The sequence below is a fragment of the Serratia sp. BFP-2025 genome, from assembly GCF_050880365.1.
GTDB classification, from domain to species: domain Bacteria; phylum Pseudomonadota; class Gammaproteobacteria; order Enterobacterales; family Enterobacteriaceae; genus Serratia; species Serratia surfactantfaciens.
This window is the reverse complement of the sequence record NZ_JBPAFV010000001.1, coordinates 1905846-1926567: the sequence shown is the minus strand read 5'-3', so window position 1 is coordinate 1926567 and position 20722 is coordinate 1905846. Positions and strand designations below refer to the sequence as shown.

The following is a 20722-nucleotide window of genomic DNA, read 5'->3' as shown; positions in this document are numbered from 1 at the left end:
TCAGTCCTCGATCAGTACCGCATCGTCGGGGGCGAAATAGAGCGGCACGCGCTCGCCGATCTGCGGCATCTGGCTGCGATGAGTGGTGACCACGCGCAGCGGATGGCCTTCCGCGTCGAACTGCAGGTGCGTCAACTCTCCCTGCCAATGAATATCGCGCAGCGTGCCGATGATGCAGTTGCTGCGCTGGGCATCGGCATCGAGCGCAATGTGCTGTGGCCGGATGCACAGCAGCTTGTCGAAGCCGCGTTGTGCGCCATAAGTGAAGCAGCCGATCACTTTGCCGGCGCAGCTGACGGTGGTCATACCTTGCTGCGCGGTAGTCTCCAGGGCGGTAGCCGGCAGCAGGTTGGCGCGGCCGAGGAACTCAGCGGTGAAGCGGTTCGTCGGATGATGGTACAGCGCGCGGGTTTCGCCGTGGGCGATCAGATGGCCGTCGCGCATGATGCCGATCTTGTCCGCCAGCGTCAGCGCTTCGCCCTGATCGTGGGTGACGTACAGAATGGTCAGGTCCGGCAGCTCGCGGTGCAGGCGGGCTATCTCTTCCACCATGCTGTGGCGGATTTGCGCGTCCAGCGCCGACAGCGGCTCATCCAGCAGCAGCACCTTGGGGCGCACCGCAATGGCGCGGGCGATCGCCACCCGCTGCTGTTGGCCGCCGGAGAGCTGGCTGGGATAACGCTTGGCGTAGGCCGACATGCCGACGATGGCCAACGCCTCTTCGACGCGCTCGGCGATAAGGCCGCGCGGCTTGCCCTGCGCGCGCAGGCCGAACGCCACATTGTCCTCGACGCGCATATGCGGAAACAGCGCGTAGTTCTGCACCACCATGCCCAGACCGCGCTCATAGGGCGGCACGTCGGTGACATCGACGTCGCCGATGGCGATGCGTCCGGCGGAGGGCTGCACGAAGCCGGCAATCGCCCGCAGCACGGTGGTCTTACCCGAGCCGGAGGGGCCGATCAGCGCCAGCACTTCGCCGGGAGCGATGGTGAGCGTCAGGGGTTTCAGCACCTCGGTGCCGCGATACGACACGCTGACGCGGTCGAGCTGGATGCACGACGGCCCGGCGATATCCTGGCTGTTATCCCGCGCCTCGGCGCGAGATGAGAGAAGAGAAGGCATGGCCAGAGTCATTCGGTCACCTTGTGCCAGCGAGAAATGTCGGCGGACAGGCTGCTCACCACCTGATTCCAGTCCGGCGCCCAGATGTCCACGCCTTGCAAAGCGGCCTGCGACTGCCTGAAGTTATCGTCGGTCGGAGTGACGTCCTTACGCACCGGCATGCCGTAGGAAATGGCGCTGACGCTGCTCTGCGCTTCCTTGCTCAGCAGGAAGTCGATCAGCTTTTTGCCGTTGGCGCTTTGCGGCGCGCCCTGCACCAGACCGACGTAGTAAGGCAGCACCAGCGTGCTGCGCTTGCCGTCCGGCCCGGCCGGCCAGAACACCTTGACGTTCGGGTTGCTGCGCATCTGCGCCAGATTCATCTGCAGATCGCCGTTGGCCACCAGCAGCTCTCCCTTATTGACCAGCGCGGTCAGCTTGCCGGTGGAGGCGGAAGGGCCGACGTTGTTGCTTTGCAGCTTGCCGAGATAGTCGAAACCGGCGTCTTTGCTACCGAAGCTGTGAAATGCCTGCAGCATCACCGCAGTGCCGTCACCCGCCTGTCCCGGCGTGGAATACTGCAGCTTGTTGCGGAACTGCGCGTCCAGCAGCTGCTGGTAGCTGGCGGGCGCCTGCGGCAGCAGTTTGGCGTTATAGATGAAACTGAGGTAGTTGTTCACCAGCGGCACGAACTGCGGCTGCGCATCGGCGATCTGCGCCGCCGCCTGCGGGGTAAAGTCCTGCAGCAGTTTTTCCGCGGCGGCGCGCTGGATGAACGGCGGCAGCGTCACCAGCACGTCGGCCTGCGGGTTGCTGCGTTCTTTCGACAGCCGTTCCACGATGGCGCCCGAGCCGCCTTCAACATACTGCACCTTGATGCCGGTCGCCTGGGTGAAGGCGTCGAACTGGGTTTGATACCAGCTGTGGTCGCCGTCGTGCAAACCGTCGGCGGAGTAGACGGTCACCACCGCATCGGCGGCCCAGGCCGGCGCGGAACCGAGTGCGATGGCGGTCATGACGACCAGACGAGAAAGTTTCATAGCTTCAGCCTCACTGTGGCAAGTTAATGCGAAACTGGTATACACCAGATATGCGGCCAAGCTAATCGGCGAATATGACAAACAAATGAAAGCGGCAAAATATATTTGCCTTAAAAGGATGATCGAGCGTGGGTGAGGAAGGCGGGGCGGCGGACGCCGGCCCCGTGATAGCCGAGGTTAGAGCGTATCGACTTCGATGCGCAGACTGTCGTGGCGCCAGTATTCAATATCGAAATCGAGGATGCGGCCGTGCTGATCGTAATTCAGTCGACGCAGCAACAAGGCGGGCAGACCGACCATGGCGCCGAGCGCATTGGCGGCGCGGTAAGGCAAGGCCGTCGGGTAGAACGACAGGTGCATGTTGCTGTAAATCAACGAGTAATGTTGCTGATAGACCTCGGTCAGGCTGCCGTTGAGATCGTGGCTGAGCAGTTCCGGCACCCGCTGCGGCAGACAGTGATTTTCGCAATAGCAGATGGCGCGGCCGTCGGCGTAGCGCACGCGGCGCAGCAGATACACCTGATCGAACGGTTCGAGCGCCAGCGGCTGCATGACGTCGAGCGGCACCGTGGTTTTTTCGCCGGACAGCAGCGCGGTGCGCGGCGTGCGCCCCTGCTCCTGACACAGACGGTGGAAGTTGGTGTTTTGCGTCGGGTCCAGCCACAGTCGCTCCGGCGTGACGAACCAGCCGCGGCGATCGGCTCGATAGATGGCGCCGGTGGCTTCCAGCTGCGCCAGGCTTTCGCGGATGGTGACGCGGGTGGTGGAGAAGATGGCACACAGCTCGCGCTCCGAAGGCAGCTTGTCGCCGGCCTGCAGCGCGCCGCGGGTGATGCGCGCCTGAAGCTGATCCTTGATCTGCAGGTAGTGGGGCATATCGCCCTGATGTTCTTTCATTTCATCTCGCTATGGCATCGGCCCGACATTCCGGCACGCGCTTATTATACATAGCCAGATGAATTTTTTGTTTCACCGCGCTTTGTCGTTTGACCGGGGCAGGAATTTGCCGCCACAATGAGCGCAATCTGGTATAGACCAAATAGGTGAATAACATGTCCGACCGTAACTACCTGCTGTTGACCCCCGGCCCGTTGACCACCTCGAAAACGGTGAAAGAGGCGATGCTGTTCGACAGCTGCACCTGGGATGAAGATTACAACCTCGGCGTGGTGCAAAGCATCCGCCAACGGCTGGTGGCGCTGGCGACGCCGTCCGCCGGCTACACCTCGGTGCTGCTGCAGGGCAGCGGCAGCTTTGCGGTAGAGGGCGTGCTGGGCACGGTCATCGGCCCGCAGGACAAGCTGCTGATCGTCAACAACGGCGCCTACGGGGCGCGGATGATCGAAATGGCGCGGCTGATGGATATCGACCACTACGCCTTTGACTGCGGCGAGGTGAATGAACCGGACGTGGCGGCGATGGAAGCGGTGCTGAAAAGCGATGCGCGCATCAGCCATATCGCCATGGTGCACTGTGAAACCACCACCGGCATGCTCAACCCGCTGCAGAAGGTGGCCGGCCTGGCGGCGCGCAACGGCAAGACCTTTATCGTCGACGCCATGAGCAGCTTCGGCGGCATCCCGTTGGATGTGGACGCGCTGGGCATCGATTTTCTGATCAGTTCCGCCAACAAATGCATTCAGGGCGTGCCGGGCTTCGCTTTCGTCATCGCCCGCCGCAGCGAACTGGAAAAATGCGCCGGGCGTTCGCGCTCGCTGTCGCTCGATCTGTACGCCCAGTGGCGCTGTATGGAAGACCAGGCCGGCAAATGGCGCTTTACGTCGCCGACCCATACCGTGCTGGCCTTCGCGCAGGCGCTGAAAGAGCTGGAGCAGGAGGGCGGCATTGCCGCGCGCCACCGTCGCTATCAGACCAATCAGCGGCGGCTGGTGGCGGGCATGCGCGAACTGGGCTTTGAAACCCTGCTCGATGAGGCGTTGCATTCGCCGATCATCACCGCGTTCTATTCGCCAAAGGCCGACACTTATCGCTTCGCCGAGTTTTATCAGCGCCTGAAGCAACAAGGCTTCGTGATTTATCCCGGTAAAGTGTCGCAGAGCGACTGCTTCCGCATCGGCAACATCGGGGAGATCTACCCGCAAGATATCGAACGTTTGCTGGCGGCAGTCGGGCAGGCGATGTACTGGAATCAATAAGGACTGACCATGAAACAGATCAACGCCGTAATCCTCGACTGGGCCGGCACCACGGTGGACTTCGGCTCCTTTGCGCCGACGCAGATTTTCGTCGAGGCGTTCAAACAGACCTTCGATATCGACATCAGCCTGGCGGAAGCGCGTATTCCGATGGGGCTGGGCAAATGGCAGCATATCGAGGCGCTGGGGAAACTGCCGGCGGTCGACGCGCGCTGGCGGCAGCGGCTGGGGCGCTCGATGAGCCACCAGGACATCGACGCGCTGTATCAGGCGTTTATGCCGCTGCAAATCGCCAAAGTGATCGACTTCGCCGATCCCATCGAGGGCGTGCCGCAGGTGATTGCCGCTTTGCGCGAGCAGGGGATTAAAATCGGTTCCTGCTCCGGTTATCCGCGCGCGGTGATGGAAGTGCTGGTGCCCGCCGCCGCAGAGCGCGGCTACGCGCCGGATTACTGGGTCGCCACCGACGATCTCGCGGCCGGCGGCCGACCGGGGCCGTGGATGGCGTTGCAGAACGCGATCGCGTTGGGTATCGATGCGGTGGCGCATTGCGTGAAGGTGGATGACGCGGTGCCGGGCATTGCCGAAGGGCTGAATGCCGGGATGTGGAGCGTCGGGCTGGCGCTGTCCGGCAACGAGTTCGGCGCCACCTGGCCGGAGTATCGACAGATGGCGGCGGGCGAGATAGAGCGCCGCCGTGCGGCGGCCGCCGATAAGCTGTACGCGGCGGGCGCGCACTATGTGATAGACACGCTGGCGCAATTGCCGGCAGCGATCGCCGACATCAACCGGCGGTTGGCGAAGGGCGAGCGGCCGTAACGACCGAACGCGGGGCATAAAAAAACCGGGGATAATCCCCGGTTTTTTCGTTATGAGACGGCGTTAGCGATGCGCCAATTCGACTTCGTCTTCGCTGTCCATCACGGCTTTGTCGGTTTGTTTCATCAGCTGGCTGGTGATGGTGCCCGCCGCCATGGAGCCGTTGACGTTCAGGGCGGTGCGGCCCATGTCGATCAGCGGTTCGACCGAGATCAGCAGCGCGACCAGCGTCACCGGCAGGCCCATCGCCGGCAGCACGATCAGCGCAGCGAAGGTGGCGCCGCCGCCCACGCCCGCCACACCGGCGGAGCTGATGGTGACGATGCCGACCAGGGTGGCGATCCATACCGGATCCAGCGGGTTGATGCCGACGGTCGGCGCAACCATTACCGCCAGCATCGCCGGGTAGAGGCCTGCGCAGCCGTTCTGGCCGATGGTGGCACCGAACGACGCCGAGAAGCTGGCGATGGATTCCGGCACGCCCAAACGACGGGTCTGCGCTTCCACGTTCAGCGGAATGCTGGCGGCGCTGGAGCGGCTGGTGAAGGCGAAGGTGATCACCGGCCACACCTTGCGGAAGAACTTCAGCGGGTTAACGCCGGTGAAGGCCAGCAGAGCGGCGTGTACCACGAACATGATGGCCAGGCCGATGTACGAAGCCACCACGAAGCTGCCGAGTTTGACGATGTCGTGAATGTTGGAACCGGCGACCACTTTGGTCATCAGCGCCAGCACGCCATATGGCGTCAGTTTCATGACCAGACGCACCAGCTTCATCACCCAGGCTTGCAGGGTGTCGATAGCCACCAGTACGCGCTCGCCTTTCGGCTTGTCGTCTTTCAGCAGCTGCAGTGAGGCCACGCCGAGGAAGGTGGCGAAAATCACCACGCTGATGATCGAAGTCGGGCTGGCGCCGGTCAGGTCGGCGAACGGGTTTTTCGGAATGAACGACAGCACCATCTGCGGCACGGTCAGATCGGCCAGTTTGCCCACGTAGTTGGTCTGGATCGCCGTCAGACGCGCGCTCTCCTGCGCGCCCTGCACCAGGCCTTCGGCGGTCAGGCCGAACAGGTTGGTGACCAGCACGCCCACCAGCGCCGAGATCAGCGTGGTGAACAGCAGCGTGCCGATTGTCAGAACGCTGATCTTACCCAGAGAAGAGGCGTTATGCAGTTTGGCGACCGCGCTCAGGATCGAGGCAAACACCAGCGGCATGACGATCATTTGCAGCAGTTGCACATAGCCGTTGCCGACGATGTTGAACCAGCTGATGGATTCTTTCAGCACCGGGTTGTCGGAGCCGTACACCAGCTGCAGGCCCAGACCGAACACCACGCCGACCACCAGGCCGACCAGCACTTTTTTCGCCAGGCTCCATTGCTTGTGGCGGGTTTGCGCCAGCAGCAAAAGGAGCGCGACAAACACCAGCACGTTAATCACGAGCGGAAGATTCATCCCCAATGTCTCCAATAATCTTTCTTATAAAAACGACTACGCATCACGTATGTCGCGATGTAAATATCGTAACAGTTTGCTGAGTGGGCTACTTATATCCAAATGGAATTTGATATAGCTTTTTGCGCTTTTTTGTTCTTTTTATATACGCATGGGTGATGGGTTGAACGATTTTTTGTGATCAGAGCCTGATATTTCTGATTTGCTCGACATAGGATTGCACCGGGAGGGTGAAATCACCTTGCCAGCAGATGGCGAAGGCCACCAGGCACAGACACAGTACGCGCTCCAGTTGGTTGCCTTTTTGCGAGTTGAGCAGCGGCAGACGAAAACGCCAGCGGCACGGCCACAGCAGCGGAACGCCGGCGGGGGTGAGCATATCGGCCAGCAGGTGGCTGAAGTAACCGATGATCATAGCGTGCAGCGCATCGGCCGGGATCGGCCAGCTGCGCGGCACGTCCAGCTGAAACAGCGCCATGCCGCCGGCGATCGCCAGCAGGCTGTGGGTGAAACCGCGGTGGCCGAAGGCGCGGGCGATGGGAATGGCGAGCCAGCGCAGACGCTGGCCCAGCACCGACTTGGGGTGATCGATGTCCGGCAGCAGCGAAGTCAGCAGCGCAGCGGGTATGATGTGCCACCAGTCGCCGGTAGCCAGCTCTGGCGTCACTTCCGCCTTCTTGGCGAAGATCGCGCAAGCGACAGAGAATATAAGATGTCCTTCCGCGGTCATGCTGTTGCGATTCCTGCTGGTAAACTGTTAATTTATCCAGTATATGGGAAAATTCCCAGTAGTGGAAGCAGTTACCCTGTAACCAATTGTTTATTTTCCCCGGTTTTACAACGGCTTGTTACGCCAATGCGTAACAAATCATCGATTTTGGCGGGCGAAAACAAAAAGGCGGCGCTGGGGCGAATGAAACGGAAAGCAACGAGGGCGGTTTTTCGGCGTGCGGCGGGAGGAAGCGGCGGCCTTGAACAGCGCTGCGTGGCAGTGACAACGCTGCGCGGACCGTCGCTTTCCCTGCCGTCCAGCATAATGAGAACGTCACGGCAATTCAATAATAATGAAACGGTGTTTCGTTTATTTTCGGCAGAGATCTCTTGGCCGGCGGCGATGAGGAAAACCAGGGCGCCGGTGGCCGGCGCCCCAGGATCAGGCGAAGTGGGCGGGAGTAAGCTGTTCCAGCGTCTCCAACTGGTGGTCAGCCAGCGCCCAGCGCGGATCGTGGCGGTATTCGGCGGCCGGGATCACGATGGAGCGCATGCGCGCGGCTTTGGTGGCGATCATGCCGTTGAAGGAGTCTTCCAGCGTGATGCAGCGCAGCGGATCGCTGCCCAGGCGTTCGGCGGCGATCAGATAGACCTCCGGGTGCGGTTTGCTGTACGGCAGGTATTCGGCGGAAACCAATTGATCAAAGTAGCCTTCAAGATCGAACATCTTCAGCACCTGCTGTTGCATGTGCAGCGGCGAGGCGGAGGCCAGGCCGACGTTCAACCGCTGACTGCGGCACAGCTCCAGCGCCTGCCGGACGCCAGGCAGCAGCGGGCGCGTCTCGTGCACCAGCTCGATGGCGCGCTCGATAATCCGCGCCGACACCTCATCAAGCGAAACCCCTTGCCAGGGCATCGCCTGATACCACATTTTCACCACCAGATCGATGCGCAGCCCCAGGGTGTCCGGCAGCTTGTGACGATCGGACAGATCCAGTCCCAGCGCGCCGAAGATATCCAGCTCGGCCTGCAGCCACAGCGGTTCCGAATCGATCAACAAGCCGTCCATATCAAAAATTGCGGTTTCAATGCGTTGCGAATAAGCCATTAGCGGTTAACTCCTGCCGGCGCGGATGAATGAATGTGCCCGACACTTTATCATCGCCGACGGAGAGACTAAAACCTTTGCCTGCGCGTTGGGTTTTTGCCAAAGCGCAGAATAGTCCACATCTCGCGCAGCTTAAGCCACCAGCGTTGGTGTTGGCGCTCGGAGACCTGTTGCAGCATGCGCGCATAATCCAGCACCAGCCCCGGCGTCCAGGTCATGCTTTCACCGCGGCTGCGCAGTACCGCCAGCATCCACAGATTGGGATCGAGCACCAGCAGCAGAAAGCGGCGCCACAGGTGTTTATCGCCCAGCACGCCTTCCAGCGCGCTGTCGAGCGCCGCGATGACCGTGGTGGAGCAGTTGCGCCGTGTCAGGTTGTAGGTGTCGTCCTGCCGATAGCGCAGCCAGAACGCGCGCAGCGCCGCCGGGTTATAGCGACAGAACTGAATTTTTTTGTCCGGCGGGCACCAGGCGGCGATCTCGCCCGGCAGGTCGGGCAGGAAACGCCCGTCGACGTTGTTTTGTTCGCCGGCGTGCAGCAGCTGGCGGAAATCCTGAACGGAATGGCTGATGTCGTTGAGCGGGTAGTGACTGATATACACGTCCGGCGCGAGCGCCAGAGCGGCATGGCCGGTGGAGATATTGCCGCCACCGTCGACTGCCGCGATATATCGATCGACGATGTAACGCCGGCGTGGATCTTTAGCCGCGCCAAGCGGTGTCCAGACATACACCGTGAGCGGCGTGGCCTCCGAGGTCGGGGGCGCTGGCCGCTGCGCTGGGGGCTGATTCAGAGAGAAGCTCGTCAGTCTGCGGGCGATGCGCAATAAAGCCCAGCCGGAAAGCACCATCATCACCCCGAGGCAAAAGGGTACCGTCATCCGATGCGGCGCCGGCCAGCCGACAAAAATCATCAACGAAAGCAGGATCTCGCCGCCGCCCGCCAGCGCCACGGTCTTCCATCGGCTGTGTTGAATCACCGTGGAGGAGGCGATGCGTACGGCGCCGTCAAGCAGCAGCGCGCTGCCAAACATCACGGTGGCGACGATGTTATCGTCTGCGGGCACGTCCAACATTAAAAAGGCCATAAACACGAAGCCCAGCCCCTTAAGCAGCACCGGCCGGCTGGCGGAGGAACCGATCACCAGCGCGGCGGATATCGCCACCAGCCCCTCCAGCGCCAGGATGACCGCCAGCGCATCCAGCGCCAGCATGGACCGGCCATCTTGCAGGATGTCGAACAGCATCAGCGCCCCCGCGGCTATCCACAGCCAGCCGAACAGCACCAGCAGGCGGCGCTGGCCGTGCAGTGCCTGCGCGCCCAGCAATAAGATAATCAGTCGAATCATGGCGGCCTCTGCCCAAAGGGATAGCGTTATCTTTTCAATATTTCAATAATAGTGCCCGGACATCGTTAAGCAGTTGATTTCGGCGAATTCGGCTAAGCTTGTAGCACAGCGGGAATGAAGAAAACGGTGGGCGAGTTTCGCCAACTGCAGGTAGACTTAGCCGATTCGGTTACGTCGCTAACAAGGGGAACACATGACGTATCAACAGGCCGGGCGTATCGCCATTTTGAAACGCATTCTCGGATGGGTGGTTTTTATCCCGGCGTTGCTGTCGACGCTGATTTCCGTGCTGGGCTTTATCTATCAGCACAGTGAAAAAACCAAAGGCATCAACGCAGTGATGCTGGATTTTGTCCACGTGATGGTGGACATGGTGCGTTTCAATACGCCGTTCCTGAACCTTTTCTGGTACAACTCGCCGGTGCCGGACGTGGATAAAAGCCTGTTCAGCGGCGCCAATTTGATGTTCATCATCATCTATATACTGATCTTCGTCGGGCTGGCATTGCAGGCTTCCGGCGCGCGCATGTCGCGCCAGGTCAAGTTCATTCGCGAAGGGCTGGAAGATCAGATGATCCTGGAGCAGGCCAAAGGCAGCGAAGGGCACACGCGTCAGCAGTTGGAGGAACGCATCACGCTGCCGCACCACACCATTTTCCTGCAGTATTTCCCGCTGTACATTCTGCCCATCGTGATTGCGGTGATCGCCTGGTTCGTGATCCGCCTGTTGGGGCAGTTGGCCGGCGCGGCCTGAACCCTGAACGGGGCGCCGATCGGCGCCCCGGAACCTGATTACGACGCTTCCGGCTGCAGCAGCGCCTCTACCGCGCGCTGCGCCGCCACCCAATGCTGGCCGCCGAACAGGTTGCTGCGGTTGAGCAGGTAGTACAGCTGATACAGCGGCTGACGCTCGATAAAGCCGGCCCCCAGCGGCCATACGCTCTGATAGCCGTCGTAGATCTGCGGCGGCAGCTCCGGATACAGCGGCAGCATCGCCAAATCGCACTCTCGGTCGCCCCAGTAGCTGGCCGGATCGAACAGTATCGGCCCGTTGGCGGTCATCGCGCAGTTGCCCGGCCACAGGTTGCCGTGCAGCAGGGAAGGCTGCGGCTGGTGGTGCTGCAAGCGCAGATACACCCGATCGACAATGTCGTCGATGTCGCCGAAGGTCATGCCTTTCTCCGCAGCCAGCTGCAGCTGCCAGCCGATGCGCTGCTCGGCGAAGAATTCCGACCAGCGGCGTTGCCAGGCGTTGGGTTGCGGCGTGGTGGTCAGATCGCTGTCGAAGTCGAGACCAAACTGCGGCTGCTCGCTCCACTGATGCAGATGCGCCAGCTGCTGGCCCAGGCAGTAGGCGCCGTGGGCATCGAGGGGTTTCAGCTGCTGATACTCCAGCAGCAGGAAGCTGTAGTCGCGATCGCTGCCGACGCCGTACACCTCCGGCACCCGCACGCTTTTGCTGCGCGCCAGCAACGCCAGCTGATCGGCCTCGGCGGTGAATATCGGCAGTTGTTCACGGGCGTCGCATTTCACGAACACCTCGTTGTCACCGTAACTCACGCGCCACGCCGGGTGAATGTCGCCCCCGGGCAGTTCAATCCTTTCGCGTATCTCTGCGCTGCCAAGATGTTCACTTAACAGACGGCTAACGGCTTGCCACATGGTATTTCCCCCTCTGTGCTGCCTGATAATTCATTAGGTTAGCGTCTTTCCCTTGGTGAAAACACGACGCGGCGCACAGCCGGCGTCAAAGGCGGCGATTTTTTCAGCGCCTCGCCAGCTCAAAGTATATACCCTATTGATTAATTTAAGCGCAATACCGATTGCAACTTGATGACAACGACGCAATGAGCGGGGGGAATGTGATGCGGCGAGCAGAAGGCTTCGCCGCATCGGGGGAATTAACCGCCGGTGAGCGCGGTTTGGTTACGCTGTAACGGGCGTAATTTACTGTACAACAAGGCGATCACGAACAGCACGGCCTGCACGATGACGATGCAAGGCCCGGTTGCGCCGTCGATGTGGAAGCTGATCAGCGTGCCGAGCACGCAGGAGAACACCGACACCACCGTCGCCACCATCAGCATGCGATCGAAGCGACGGCACAGCATGAAGGCGATGATGCCGGGGGCGATCAGCATGGCGATCACCAGGATCACCCCCACGGCCTGCAGCGAGGCGACGATGGTCATCGCCAGCAGGCACAGCAGCCCATAGTGCAGCAGCTTGACCGGCAGGCCAATCACCCGCGCATGGTGCGGATCGAAGCAGTACAGCATGAAGTCTTTGCGCTTGAGCAACACCACCGCCAGGGTGATGCCGGCGATCAGCAGGGTTTGTTTCAGTTCGCCGTCGGTGATGCCCAGCATGTTGCCGAACAGAATGTGGCTCAGATGCTGGTCAGTGTCGATGCGCGAGAACAGCACCAGCCCGAAGGCGAACATACCGGAAAAGACGATGCCCATCACCGTGTCCTCTTTCACCCGGCTGTTCTCTTTCAGGTAGCCGGTGGCTACCGCGCAGAAGATGCCGGAGAGGAAGGCGCCAATCGCCAGCGGAATGCCGACCACGAACGCTACCACGATGCCGGGCAGCACCGCGTGCGAGATGGCGTCGCCCATCAGCGACCAGCCTTTGAGCACCAGATAGCAGGAGAGCACGGCGCACACCACGCCGGTGACGATGGCGGCGACGATCGCCCGCTGCATGAACGGGTAGGCGAAGGGTTCGCTGAGCAGTTGATACAGGGTGTCCATCAGCGGCCTCCAGTTTGCGATTGCGCCACGCGGCGTTTGGCCGCCAGCAGGCCGTGTTTCGGCGCGAACAGGAACGCCACCAGGAACACCAGCGTTTGCAGGGTAACGATCACGCCGCCGGTGGCGCCATCCAGGAAGAAACTCAGGTAGGCGCCGACGCCGCTGGTCAGCGCGCCGATGATGATGGCGATGATCACCAGCCGGCTGAAGCGATCGGTCAGCAGGTAGGCGGTGGCGCCCGGGGTGATCACCATGGCGATCACCAGAATGGCGCCGACGGTTTGCAGCGCGGCGACGGTGCAGGCGCTGAGCAGGGTGAAGAACAGGATCTTCAACCGCAGTGGCGACAGGCCGATCGACACCGCGTGGCTTTCGTCGAAGAACACCGCCAGCAGGTCTTTCCACACCAGGCACAGGATCAGCAGCGAGACGCCGATGATGATCTCCACCTGCAGTACGTCTTCGTCGGCGATGCCGAGGATATTGCCGAAGATGATCGACTGTACGTTGACCGACGTGGGGTTGAGCGACACGATCAGCAGGCCGACGGCGAAGAAGGTGGAGAAGATAAAGCCGATGATGGCGTCTTCGCGCAGCCGGGTGATGTGGCGCACCAGCGTCATCGCCAGCGCCGCCAGCATGCCGGTGAAGAAGGCGCCGGCGGCGTAGGGCAGGCCGAGGGCGTAGGCGCCGGCCACGCCGGGCACCACCGAGTGCGACAGCGCATCGCCCATCAGCGACCACCCTTTCAGCATCAGGTAGGCGGACAGGAACGCGCAGGCGGCACCGACGATGGCGCTGACCCAGATGGCCTTCACCATGTAGTTATAACCGAAAGGTTGCAGCAGAAGGTCCAGCATCAGGATTGTTTCTCCCTGGCCTGGCTGTTGGCCGGCGGATCGCTCTTGGTATGGCCGTAGAACACCGCCGGGCGCTCATCGTCGGTCAACACCGTGACGGTGCGCGGATCGTTATCGTCGTGCAGATCCGGGCCGGAAAGGTTGATATGGCGCAGCACGCCGCCGAACGCCTGCTCCAGGTTGCTCTGGGTGAAGGTGGTTTCGGTCGGGCCGGCGGCCAGCACCGTGCGGTTGATGAGGATCACCCGATCGCAAAACTCCGGCACGCTGCCGAGGTTGTGGGTGGAGACCAGAATGAGATGGCCCTCGTCGCGCAGCGCGCGCAGCAGCTCGATAATCGCATTCTCGGTTTTCACGTCCACGCCGGTGAACGGCTCGTCCAGCAGCAGCACCGTGCCCTGTTGCGCCAGCGCGCGCGCCAGAAATACGCGCTTCTTCTGGCCGCCGGACAGCTCGCCGATCTGCCGGCCGCGCAGCTCGCTCAGGCCAACGCGCTCCAGCGCCTTGTCGACCCGCAGCCGATCCTCACGCGACGGAATGCGCAGGAAGTTCATCTTGCCGTAGCGGCCCATCATCACCACGTCTTCCACCAGCACCGGGAAGTTCCAGTCGACGTCTTCGGTTTGCGGCACGTAGGCGATCAGGTTCTTTTTCAGCGCGTCCGCCACCGGTTTGTCGCTCAGCGACACCTGGCCGGCGGTGGGCCTGACCAGGCCCATGATGCTTTTGAACAGCGTCGACTTGCCGCTGCCGTTGACGCCGACCAGCGCGCAGATCGAACCGCCGCTCAGGGTGAAGCTGGCGTTATGAATGGCGGTGTGCCCATTGTTGTAGGTCACGGTTACGTCGTCCACGTTCAGCTCAGGGCGGACAAACGGCTCATGGCTCATTGATCGAATCCTTTGGCGATGGTTTGCACGGTGGTGTTAAGCAGGTCGATATAGGTCGGCACCGGGCCGTCGCGGGTGGACAGCGAGTCCACGTACAGCACGCCGCCGTATTTGGCGCCGGTTTCTTTCGCCACCTGTCTGGCCGGCTTGTCGGAAATGGTGCTCTCGCTGAACACCACAGGAATATGGTGAGCGCGCACCGCGTCGATCACCCGGCGCACCTGCTGCGGTGAGCCTTGCTCGTCGGCGTTGATCGGCCACAGGTAAACCTCTTTCAACTGATAGTCTTGCGCCAGGTAGCTGAAGGCGCCTTCGCTGGTCACCAGCCAACGCTGCGCGGCCGGAATGCGCGCCAGGCGTTCGCGCAGCGGGGCGTCTAACGCGCCGATTTTCTCTGCGTAGGCCTTGGCGTTGCGGTTATAGGTTTCCGCGTTGGCCGGGTCGTGCTCCACCAGCGCTTTGCGGATGTTTTCGATATACACCAGCGCGTTGCTCGGCGACATCCAGGCGTGCGGGTTCGGGTTGCCGTTATACGGCCCTTCGCGGATCGGCAGTGGGGTGATGCCTTCGGTTACGACCGCCGCCGGCACCTGTTTGATGTTCTCGAAGAAACGTTGGAACCAACGTTCCAGGTTCATGCCGTTCCACAGGATCAGGTCGGCGTGCTGCGCCTTGACGATGTCGCGCGGCGTGGGCTGGTAGTCGTGGATCTCGGCGCCCGGTTTGGTGATGGATTCCACCACGGCGGCGTCACCCGCCACGTTCTGGGCGATGTCCTGAATGATGGTAAAAGTGGTCACCACGCGCAGCTTTTTTTCCGCCAACGCGTTTTGACTGGCCAAGGCGGCGCCCAGCAATAAACAGGCGAGCGTGAAGGGGCGCAACAGTGCGGCGGCGCGGGGAAGGCGACCGCGAAGAAAAACGCAATTAATCAAAGGCATGATGACGTCTCCTGGTTCAAATGAAAATGATTATCAATATCAATTGAAGCGAAGTCAAGCGTCACTTGCCCACCGCCGGCGGGGTATTTCTCCAACTGAAAAAATAATACCGTCCGGGGAGTTATAGCATTTTATGTATCAGTATGTAACCGCTGAAGGTAGTCCTGACAGGTGCAGATCGCCACCTCCGGCTGTTTTCCCAATGCCAACTGCCCGAACCCCTGCGCCAGGCGCTGTACATCTTCTTGATCCAGAACGGTTATGAACGCAAAACTGTTGCTGCCGAGTTCGTGGTGAACGCCATTTTCATCTGTCACCGACGTGACAAAACCCTCACGCGTCAATTGCCCGGTCAGCTTGGCCAGGTCGGTCAATCCCTCTTCCTGATAGCGAAAAGTCACGACAAAGCAGCTTGTTGCAGATTGACTCATAAATCACCTCTTGGTATATGGATAGCTTGAGATTAGTCCAAAAAATTACTGCAGGTGTCCTTACAAGTTGTATATGCTACGCAACTCATTGAAAGGAGTGAGGGATTCTGTGAAAACAAAAATAGGTTGCCTTACGGCAATTTTGCTTTTGTCGGGGTGCGCCAAAGACCCGCAAATGGCAAGCAACATTTCAGGCAGTGGCACAACGCGCGGCGGCTGGTTAAAACCCCCTCCGCAGGCACCGGTAAACCGCACAGGCACTCCGGTTGTTTATAACGATTACATTCGTCAGGCCGCCAGCAACTATGGCGTCGACGAAACGCTGATTAAAGCGATTATTCAGGTGGAGTCCGGGTTTAACCCGAACGTGGTCAGCACCTCGAACGCAGTGGGATTGATGCAGCTTAAGGCTTCTACCGCCGGCCGCGACGCCTATCGCATGAAAGGACGAAGCGGGCAGCCCAGCTCGCGTGAGCTGAAGGATCCGGCGGTCAATATTGATCTGGGAACGGCCTATATCAATATTCTTCAAAGCCAGCAGCTAGCCGGGATCAACAACCCACAGACTTTGCGTTATGCCACCATCGTTTCGTACGTGAACGGGGCGGGCGCCATGTTGCGCACCTTCTCCTCGGACAAGCGCGTGGCGGTTAATCGCATCAATCAGATGAGCCCCGACGAGTTTTATCAGCACATCCAGAAAAAGCACCCGGCCCCGCAGGCGCCGCGCTATTTGTGGAAGGTGACCACCGCCTACCAGGCGATGTCGCAGTAACCCTTCATCCTGTCGAATCGGCCGCAAAACGCGGCCGATTTGCTTTCCGTTGTCGCTTTAGAGCGCGACACACCTCTCATTTTTCGTTATTTCCTCACCGCTTATCGAAAAAACCGCACAAAAAGTTAAATTTACGTTAGCAGATAAATCTTTACGTTCATTCAATAAGTTACCGGTAACATTTTTGCTTTTGCGCGCATTCTGACCTTCAATAAATATACAAATAAGTAACAAATTATTTTAAAAACCCGTATCGATCGCAAGGTTGCGGTTAAATAGTTGTGACTATCTTTGGATGGAATGTGACATGTCGAATCATAAAACCAACAATTCGCGGCGCGATTTCTTGTTGAAATCGATGACCTTAATTCCTGCGGCGGTAATTGGTGGCAGCGGCGTTGGCGCGCTGACGGCACCGACACCGGCGGTCGCTGCCTCGAACACTTCAACGCAGAACGATTACCAACCGACCTTTTTCACCCCGGAAGAGTGGGCCTTCATCAAGGCCGCCGTCGCGCGCCTGATCCCGGCCGACGATCGCGGCCCCGGCGCGCTGGAAGCCGGCGTGCCGGAGTTTATCGATCGTCAGATGAACACTCCGTACGCCACCGGCTCCATCTGGTATATGCAGGGGCCGTTTAACCCCGATGTGCCGAAGGAGATGGGCTATCAGCTGCCGCTGGTGCCCAAGCAGATCTACAACCTCGGCATCGCTGACGCCGACGCCTACAGCAAAAAAACCGCCGGCAAGCCCTTCGCCGAACTGGATGGCGCGCAGCAAGACGCCATGCTGCAAAAGTTCGAATCCGGCGAGGCGGAATTCCAGCAGTTGCCGTCGAAACTGTTCTTCTCCTATCTGCTGCAAAACACCCGTGAAGGTTTCTTCAGCGATCCGATCCATGGCGGTAACAAAGACATGGTTGGCTGGAAGCTGATTAATTTTCCGGGCGCGCGCGCCGATTTTATGGACTGGGTTGAGCGAGGGGAACGTTATCCCTTCCCACCGGTATCGATTCGTGGGGAGAGGGGCTAATCATGGCAACGGTAATGAAAAAAGTAGACGCGGTGATCGTCGGCTTCGGCTGGGTGGGCGCGATCATGGCCAAAGAGCTGACCGAGGCCGGCCTCAACGTGGTGGCGCTGGAGCGCGGCCCGATGCGCGACACCTATCCGGACGGTTCCTATCCTCAGGTGATCGACGAGCTGACCTATAACATCCGGCGCAAGCTGTTCCAGGATCTGTCGAAAAGCACCGTCACCATTCGCCACAACAGCAGCCAGACCGCGGTGCCTTATCGCCAGCTGGCGGCGTTCCTGCCGGGCACCGGCGTCGGCGGCGCCGGCCTGCACTGGTCGGGCGTGCATTTCCGCGTCGATCCGATCGAACTGCGCATGCGCAGCCACTATGAAGAGCGCTACGGCAAAAACTTCATTCCGAAGGACATGACCATCCAGGACTTCGGCGTGACCTACGACGAGCTGGAGCCGTTCTTCGACAAGGCGGAGAAAGTGTTCGGCACCTCCGGCACCGCCTGGACCATCAAGGGTCAGAAAGTGGCGCAGAAGGGCGGCAACCGCTTTGCGGCGGATCGCTCCAGCGACTTCCCGCTGCCTGCGCAGAAGAATACCTACTCCGCCCAGCTGTTCGAGAAAGCCGCGCTGGAAGTGGGCTACCACCCTTATAACCTGCCGTCCGCCAACACCTCCGACTCTTACACCAACCCGTACGGCGCGCAGATGGGGCCGTGCAACTTCTGCGGTTTCTGCAGCGGCTACGCCTGCTACATGTATTCCAAAGCCTCGCCGAACGTCAACATCTTGCCGGCGCTGCGGATGGAAAAACGCTTCGAGCTGCGCACCAACGCCAACGTGCTGAAGGTCAACCTGACCGACGACAAGTCCCGCGCCACCGGCGTGAACTACGTCGATGCGCAGGGCCGCGAGCTTGAACAGCCGGCCGATCTGGTGATCCTGGGCGCGTTCCAGTTCCACAACGTGCACCTGATGCTGCTGTCCGGCATCGGCAAGCCTTACGATCCGGTGACCGGCGAAGGCGTGGTCGGGCGCAACTTCGCCTACCAGAACATGACCACCATCAAGGCGTTCTTCGATAAAGACGTGTTCACCAACCCGTTCATCGGCGCCGGCGGCAACGGCGTGGGCGTGGACGACTTCAACGCCGACAACTTCGATCACGCCAAAGAAGGCTTCGTCGGCGGTTCGCCGTTCTGGGTCAACCAGGCGGGCACCAAGCCGATCTCCGGCCTGCCGACCCCGCCGGGCACCCCGGCCTGGGGCAGCAAGTGGAAAGCGGCGGTGGCGGATGCCTACACCCACCACGTCTCGATGGACGCCCACGGCGCGCACCAGTCGTACCGCAACAACTATCTGGATCTCGATCCCAACTACAAGAACGTGTTCGGCCAGCCGCTGCTGCGCATGACGTTCGACTGGCAGGAGAACGACATCAAGATGGCGCAGTTCATGTACGACAAGATGGCGCCGATCGCCAAGGCGATGAACCCGAAACTGATCGCCGGCAGCCCGAAAAACGCCAACAGCCATTTCGATACCACCAGTTACCAGACCACCCACATGAACGGCGGCGCGGTGATGGGGGAAGATCCGAAGACCAGCGCGGTAAACCGTTATCTGCAGAGCTGGGACGTGCACAACGTGTTCTCGATCGGCGCATCGGCCTTCCCGCAGGGGCTGGGCTACAACCCGACCGGCACCGTGGCGGCGTTGGCTTACTGGTCTGCCCGCGCTATTCGCGAGCAGTATCTGAAAAACCCAGGCCCATTGGTGCAGGCATAAGGACGGCGAACGATGAAAGCATTTGTACCGGCACTGGTTCTCAGTGCAGTGAGTTTTTCCGTTTGGGCGCAGGACGCCACCGTCGGCAGCGAGCTTATCAAGCGCGGTGAATACCTGGCGCGCGCCGGGGACTGCGTGGCCTGCCATACCGACGGCAAGAGCGGCAAGACCTTCGCCGGCGGTCTGGCGATGGAGACGCCGATCGGCACCATCTACTCCACCAACATTACGCCGGACAAGAAAACCGGCATCGGCGATTACAGCTTCGAGGATTTCGACAACGCGGTGCGTAAGGGCGTAGCCAAAAACGGCAGCACGCTCTACCCGGCGATGCCGTACCCGTCGTTCGCGCTGGTGAAAGAGGACGACATGCGCGCCATGTATGCCTATTTCATGCACGGCGTGCAGCCGGTTGAGCAGGCCAACAAGGACTCCGACATCCCGTGGCCACTGTCGATGCGCTGGCCGCTGAGCATCTGGCGCGGTATGTTCGCGCCGTCGCCGGCGGACTTCGTCGCCGACGCCAAGGCCGATCCGGTGATTGAGCGCGGCCGCTATCTGGTGGAAGGCCTGGGCCACTGCGGCGCCTGCCATACCCCGCGCAGCATCACCATGCAGGAAAAAGCGCTGAGCAACAGCGACAGCGACGACTACCTGTCCGGCAGCAACGCGCCGATCGACGGCTGGGTCGCTTCCAGCCTGCGCGGTGACCGTAAGGACGGCCTGGGCAGCTGGAGCGAAGCCGAACTGACCGAGTTCCTGAAAACCGGCCGCAACGACAAGGCGATCGTGTTTGGCGGCATGAGCGACGTGGTGGAACACAGCCTGCAATACCTGAGCGACGACGATCTGACCGCCATCGCACGCTACCTGAAATCGCTGCCGCCGAAAGACGGCAAGCAGCAGGCGGCGCCGGTCGAAGACAGCGTGGCCAAGGATCTGTGGCGTGGCGACGACAGCAAGCCAGGCGCGGCGTTGTATGTCGATAACTGCGCGGCCTGCCACCGCACCGACGGCGTGGGCTACAAGCGTGCCTTCCCGTCGCTGAAGGGCAATCCGGTGGTGCAGACCGAGGACGCGACCTCGCTGATCCACATCGTGCTGACCGGCAACACCACGCCGGCGGTGCAGGGTGCGGTATCCAACATCACCATGCCGCCGTTCGGCTGGCGTCTGAACGATCAGCAGGTGGCGGACGTGGTGAACTTCATCCGTTCCAGCTGGGGCAACAGCGCCAAGCCGGTGAGCGCCTCCGACGTGGCCGACGTGCGTAAAGACCGCTCGATGATCCGCGACGAGAAGGAGATGGGCAGCGCCGAGGTGCCGGACCACCCGGACGCGAAGAAATAAACCGCTTAAGGGCTCCGCAAGGGGCCCTTAGTTTTTTCTGCCTGCGCCGGTTTTTTCAGCATTTCCTGTTCGCAAATCGTTCGCTTGGCCGATAAAACATAGACCCGCAGCGGATTTTTCATTATCCTTTGCCGTCCTTTCATCAGGCGTAAGTATGAAA

At 60.7% G+C, this 20722-nt stretch carries 20 protein-coding genes; 7 read left to right on the top strand and 13 right to left on the bottom strand.

The features are described 5' to 3' along the window. The 3 genes from phnT to phnR form a co-directional block, all read right to left on the bottom strand. Entirely contained in the window at positions 1–1125 is a 1125-nt protein-coding gene (gene phnT, locus ACRAWE_RS09020) for a 2-aminoethylphosphonate ABC transport system ATP-binding subunit PhnT (protein WP_432525576.1), read from the bottom strand. Positions 1126–1133: 8 nt separating this feature from the next. Continuing rightward, a complete protein-coding gene (locus ACRAWE_RS09015) occupies positions 1134–2144 on the bottom strand; it encodes a 2-aminoethylphosphonate ABC transporter substrate-binding protein (protein ID WP_019454891.1) in 1011 nt (336 codons plus the stop codon). Positions 2145–2321: 177 nt separating this feature from the next. Then, positions 2322–3041, bottom strand: coding sequence for a phosphonate utilization transcriptional regulator PhnR (phnR, locus tag ACRAWE_RS09010; RefSeq protein ID WP_019454892.1), 720 nt, complete (start codon positions 3039–3041; stop codon positions 2322–2324). A gap of 155 nt (positions 3042–3196) precedes the next feature. Here phnR and phnW point away from each other — a divergent pair, with 155 nt between their 5' ends. Next, complete coding sequence (gene phnW / locus ACRAWE_RS09005) at positions 3197–4300, top strand: 2-aminoethylphosphonate--pyruvate transaminase (protein WP_432525257.1); 1104 nt, start codon at positions 3197–3199, stop codon at positions 4298–4300. A gap of 9 nt (positions 4301–4309) precedes the next feature. Then, positions 4310–5119, top strand: coding sequence for a phosphonoacetaldehyde hydrolase (gene phnX, locus ACRAWE_RS09000; RefSeq protein ID WP_019454894.1), 810 nt, complete (start codon positions 4310–4312; stop codon positions 5117–5119). Positions 5120–5182: 63 nt separating this feature from the next. Here phnX and ACRAWE_RS08995 read toward each other — a convergent pair whose 3' ends face one another. From ACRAWE_RS08995 to ACRAWE_RS08980, 4 genes are all read right to left on the bottom strand, one after another. Next, positions 5183–6574 carry an L-cystine transporter gene (locus ACRAWE_RS08995; RefSeq protein ID WP_019454895.1) on the bottom strand — a complete coding sequence of 464 codons (1392 nt, stop codon included), beginning with the start codon at positions 6572–6574 and terminating at the stop codon, positions 5183–5185. A 181-nt stretch (positions 6575–6755) separates the two neighbouring features. Beyond that, positions 6756–7304 carry a metal-dependent hydrolase gene (locus ACRAWE_RS08990; RefSeq protein ID WP_049212644.1) on the bottom strand — a complete coding sequence of 183 codons (549 nt, stop codon included), beginning with the start codon at positions 7302–7304 and terminating at the stop codon, positions 6756–6758. A 423-nt stretch (positions 7305–7727) separates the two neighbouring features. Further along, positions 7728–8393, bottom strand: coding sequence for a hexitol phosphatase HxpB (hxpB, locus tag ACRAWE_RS08985; RefSeq protein ID WP_432525256.1), 666 nt, complete (start codon positions 8391–8393; stop codon positions 7728–7730). Positions 8394–8461: 68 nt separating this feature from the next. Continuing rightward, positions 8462–9742 carry an HdeD family acid-resistance protein gene (locus ACRAWE_RS08980; RefSeq protein WP_432525255.1) on the bottom strand — a complete coding sequence of 427 codons (1281 nt, stop codon included), beginning with the start codon at positions 9740–9742 and terminating at the stop codon, positions 8462–8464. A 193-nt stretch (positions 9743–9935) separates the two neighbouring features. Here ACRAWE_RS08980 and ACRAWE_RS08975 point away from each other — a divergent pair, with 193 nt between their 5' ends. Continuing rightward, positions 9936–10496 (top strand): YniB family protein, encoded by a 561-nt coding sequence (locus ACRAWE_RS08975; RefSeq protein ID WP_004931453.1) that lies wholly within the window; start codon positions 9936–9938, stop codon positions 10494–10496. A gap of 38 nt (positions 10497–10534) precedes the next feature. Here ACRAWE_RS08975 and ACRAWE_RS08970 read toward each other — a convergent pair whose 3' ends face one another. The 6 genes from ACRAWE_RS08970 to ghoS form a co-directional block, all read right to left on the bottom strand. Continuing rightward, on the bottom strand, positions 10535–11404 hold the full coding sequence (locus ACRAWE_RS08970; protein WP_025159926.1) for a fructosamine kinase family protein: 870 nt from the start codon (positions 11402–11404) through the stop codon (positions 10535–10537). A 239-nt stretch (positions 11405–11643) separates the two neighbouring features. Then, positions 11644–12498: a metal ABC transporter permease gene (locus ACRAWE_RS08965; protein ID WP_063919304.1), complete on the bottom strand. Its 855-nt coding sequence runs from the start codon at positions 12496–12498 to the stop codon at positions 11644–11646. Then, positions 12498–13358 carry an iron/manganese ABC transporter permease subunit YfeC gene (gene yfeC, locus ACRAWE_RS08960; RefSeq protein ID WP_019454901.1) on the bottom strand — a complete coding sequence of 287 codons (861 nt, stop codon included), beginning with the start codon at positions 13356–13358 and terminating at the stop codon, positions 12498–12500. The genes ACRAWE_RS08965 and yfeC overlap by 1 nt, the downstream gene beginning before the upstream one ends. Continuing rightward, a complete protein-coding gene (locus ACRAWE_RS08955; protein WP_019454902.1) occupies positions 13358–14248 on the bottom strand; it encodes a manganese/iron ABC transporter ATP-binding protein in 891 nt (296 codons plus the stop codon). Before ACRAWE_RS08955 ends, yfeC begins: the two co-directional genes overlap by 1 nt. Continuing rightward, complete coding sequence (locus tag ACRAWE_RS08950; protein WP_432525254.1) at positions 14245–15189, bottom strand: metal ABC transporter substrate-binding protein; 945 nt, start codon at positions 15187–15189, stop codon at positions 14245–14247. The genes ACRAWE_RS08955 and ACRAWE_RS08950 overlap by 4 nt, the downstream gene beginning before the upstream one ends. A gap of 131 nt (positions 15190–15320) precedes the next feature. After that, on the bottom strand, positions 15321–15620 hold the full coding sequence (ghoS, locus tag ACRAWE_RS08945; RefSeq protein ID WP_025159925.1) for a type V toxin-antitoxin system endoribonuclease antitoxin GhoS: 300 nt from the start codon (positions 15618–15620) through the stop codon (positions 15321–15323). 109 nt (positions 15621–15729) lie between these two features. Between ghoS and ACRAWE_RS08940 the strand changes: the two genes are divergently transcribed. The 4 genes from ACRAWE_RS08940 (at position 15730) to ACRAWE_RS08925 (ending at position 20562) form a co-directional block, all read left to right on the top strand. After that, the gene (locus ACRAWE_RS08940; RefSeq protein ID WP_432525253.1) at positions 15730–16395 is read left to right on the top strand and encodes a transglycosylase SLT domain-containing protein; all 666 of its coding nucleotides are present in this window, start codon (positions 15730–15732) and stop codon (positions 16393–16395) included. A 307-nt stretch (positions 16396–16702) separates the two neighbouring features. Beyond that, positions 16703–17428 (top strand): gluconate 2-dehydrogenase subunit 3 family protein, encoded by a 726-nt coding sequence (locus tag ACRAWE_RS08935; protein WP_015377689.1) that lies wholly within the window; start codon positions 16703–16705, stop codon positions 17426–17428. Positions 17429–17430: 2 nt separating this feature from the next. Beyond that, positions 17431–19212 carry a GMC family oxidoreductase gene (locus ACRAWE_RS08930; RefSeq protein ID WP_025159923.1) on the top strand — a complete coding sequence of 594 codons (1782 nt, stop codon included), beginning with the start codon at positions 17431–17433 and terminating at the stop codon, positions 19210–19212. A 12-nt stretch (positions 19213–19224) separates the two neighbouring features. Beyond that, entirely contained in the window at positions 19225–20562 is a 1338-nt protein-coding gene (locus tag ACRAWE_RS08925; protein ID WP_432525252.1) for a c-type cytochrome, read from the top strand. Positions 20563–20722 lie beyond the last annotated feature (160 nt).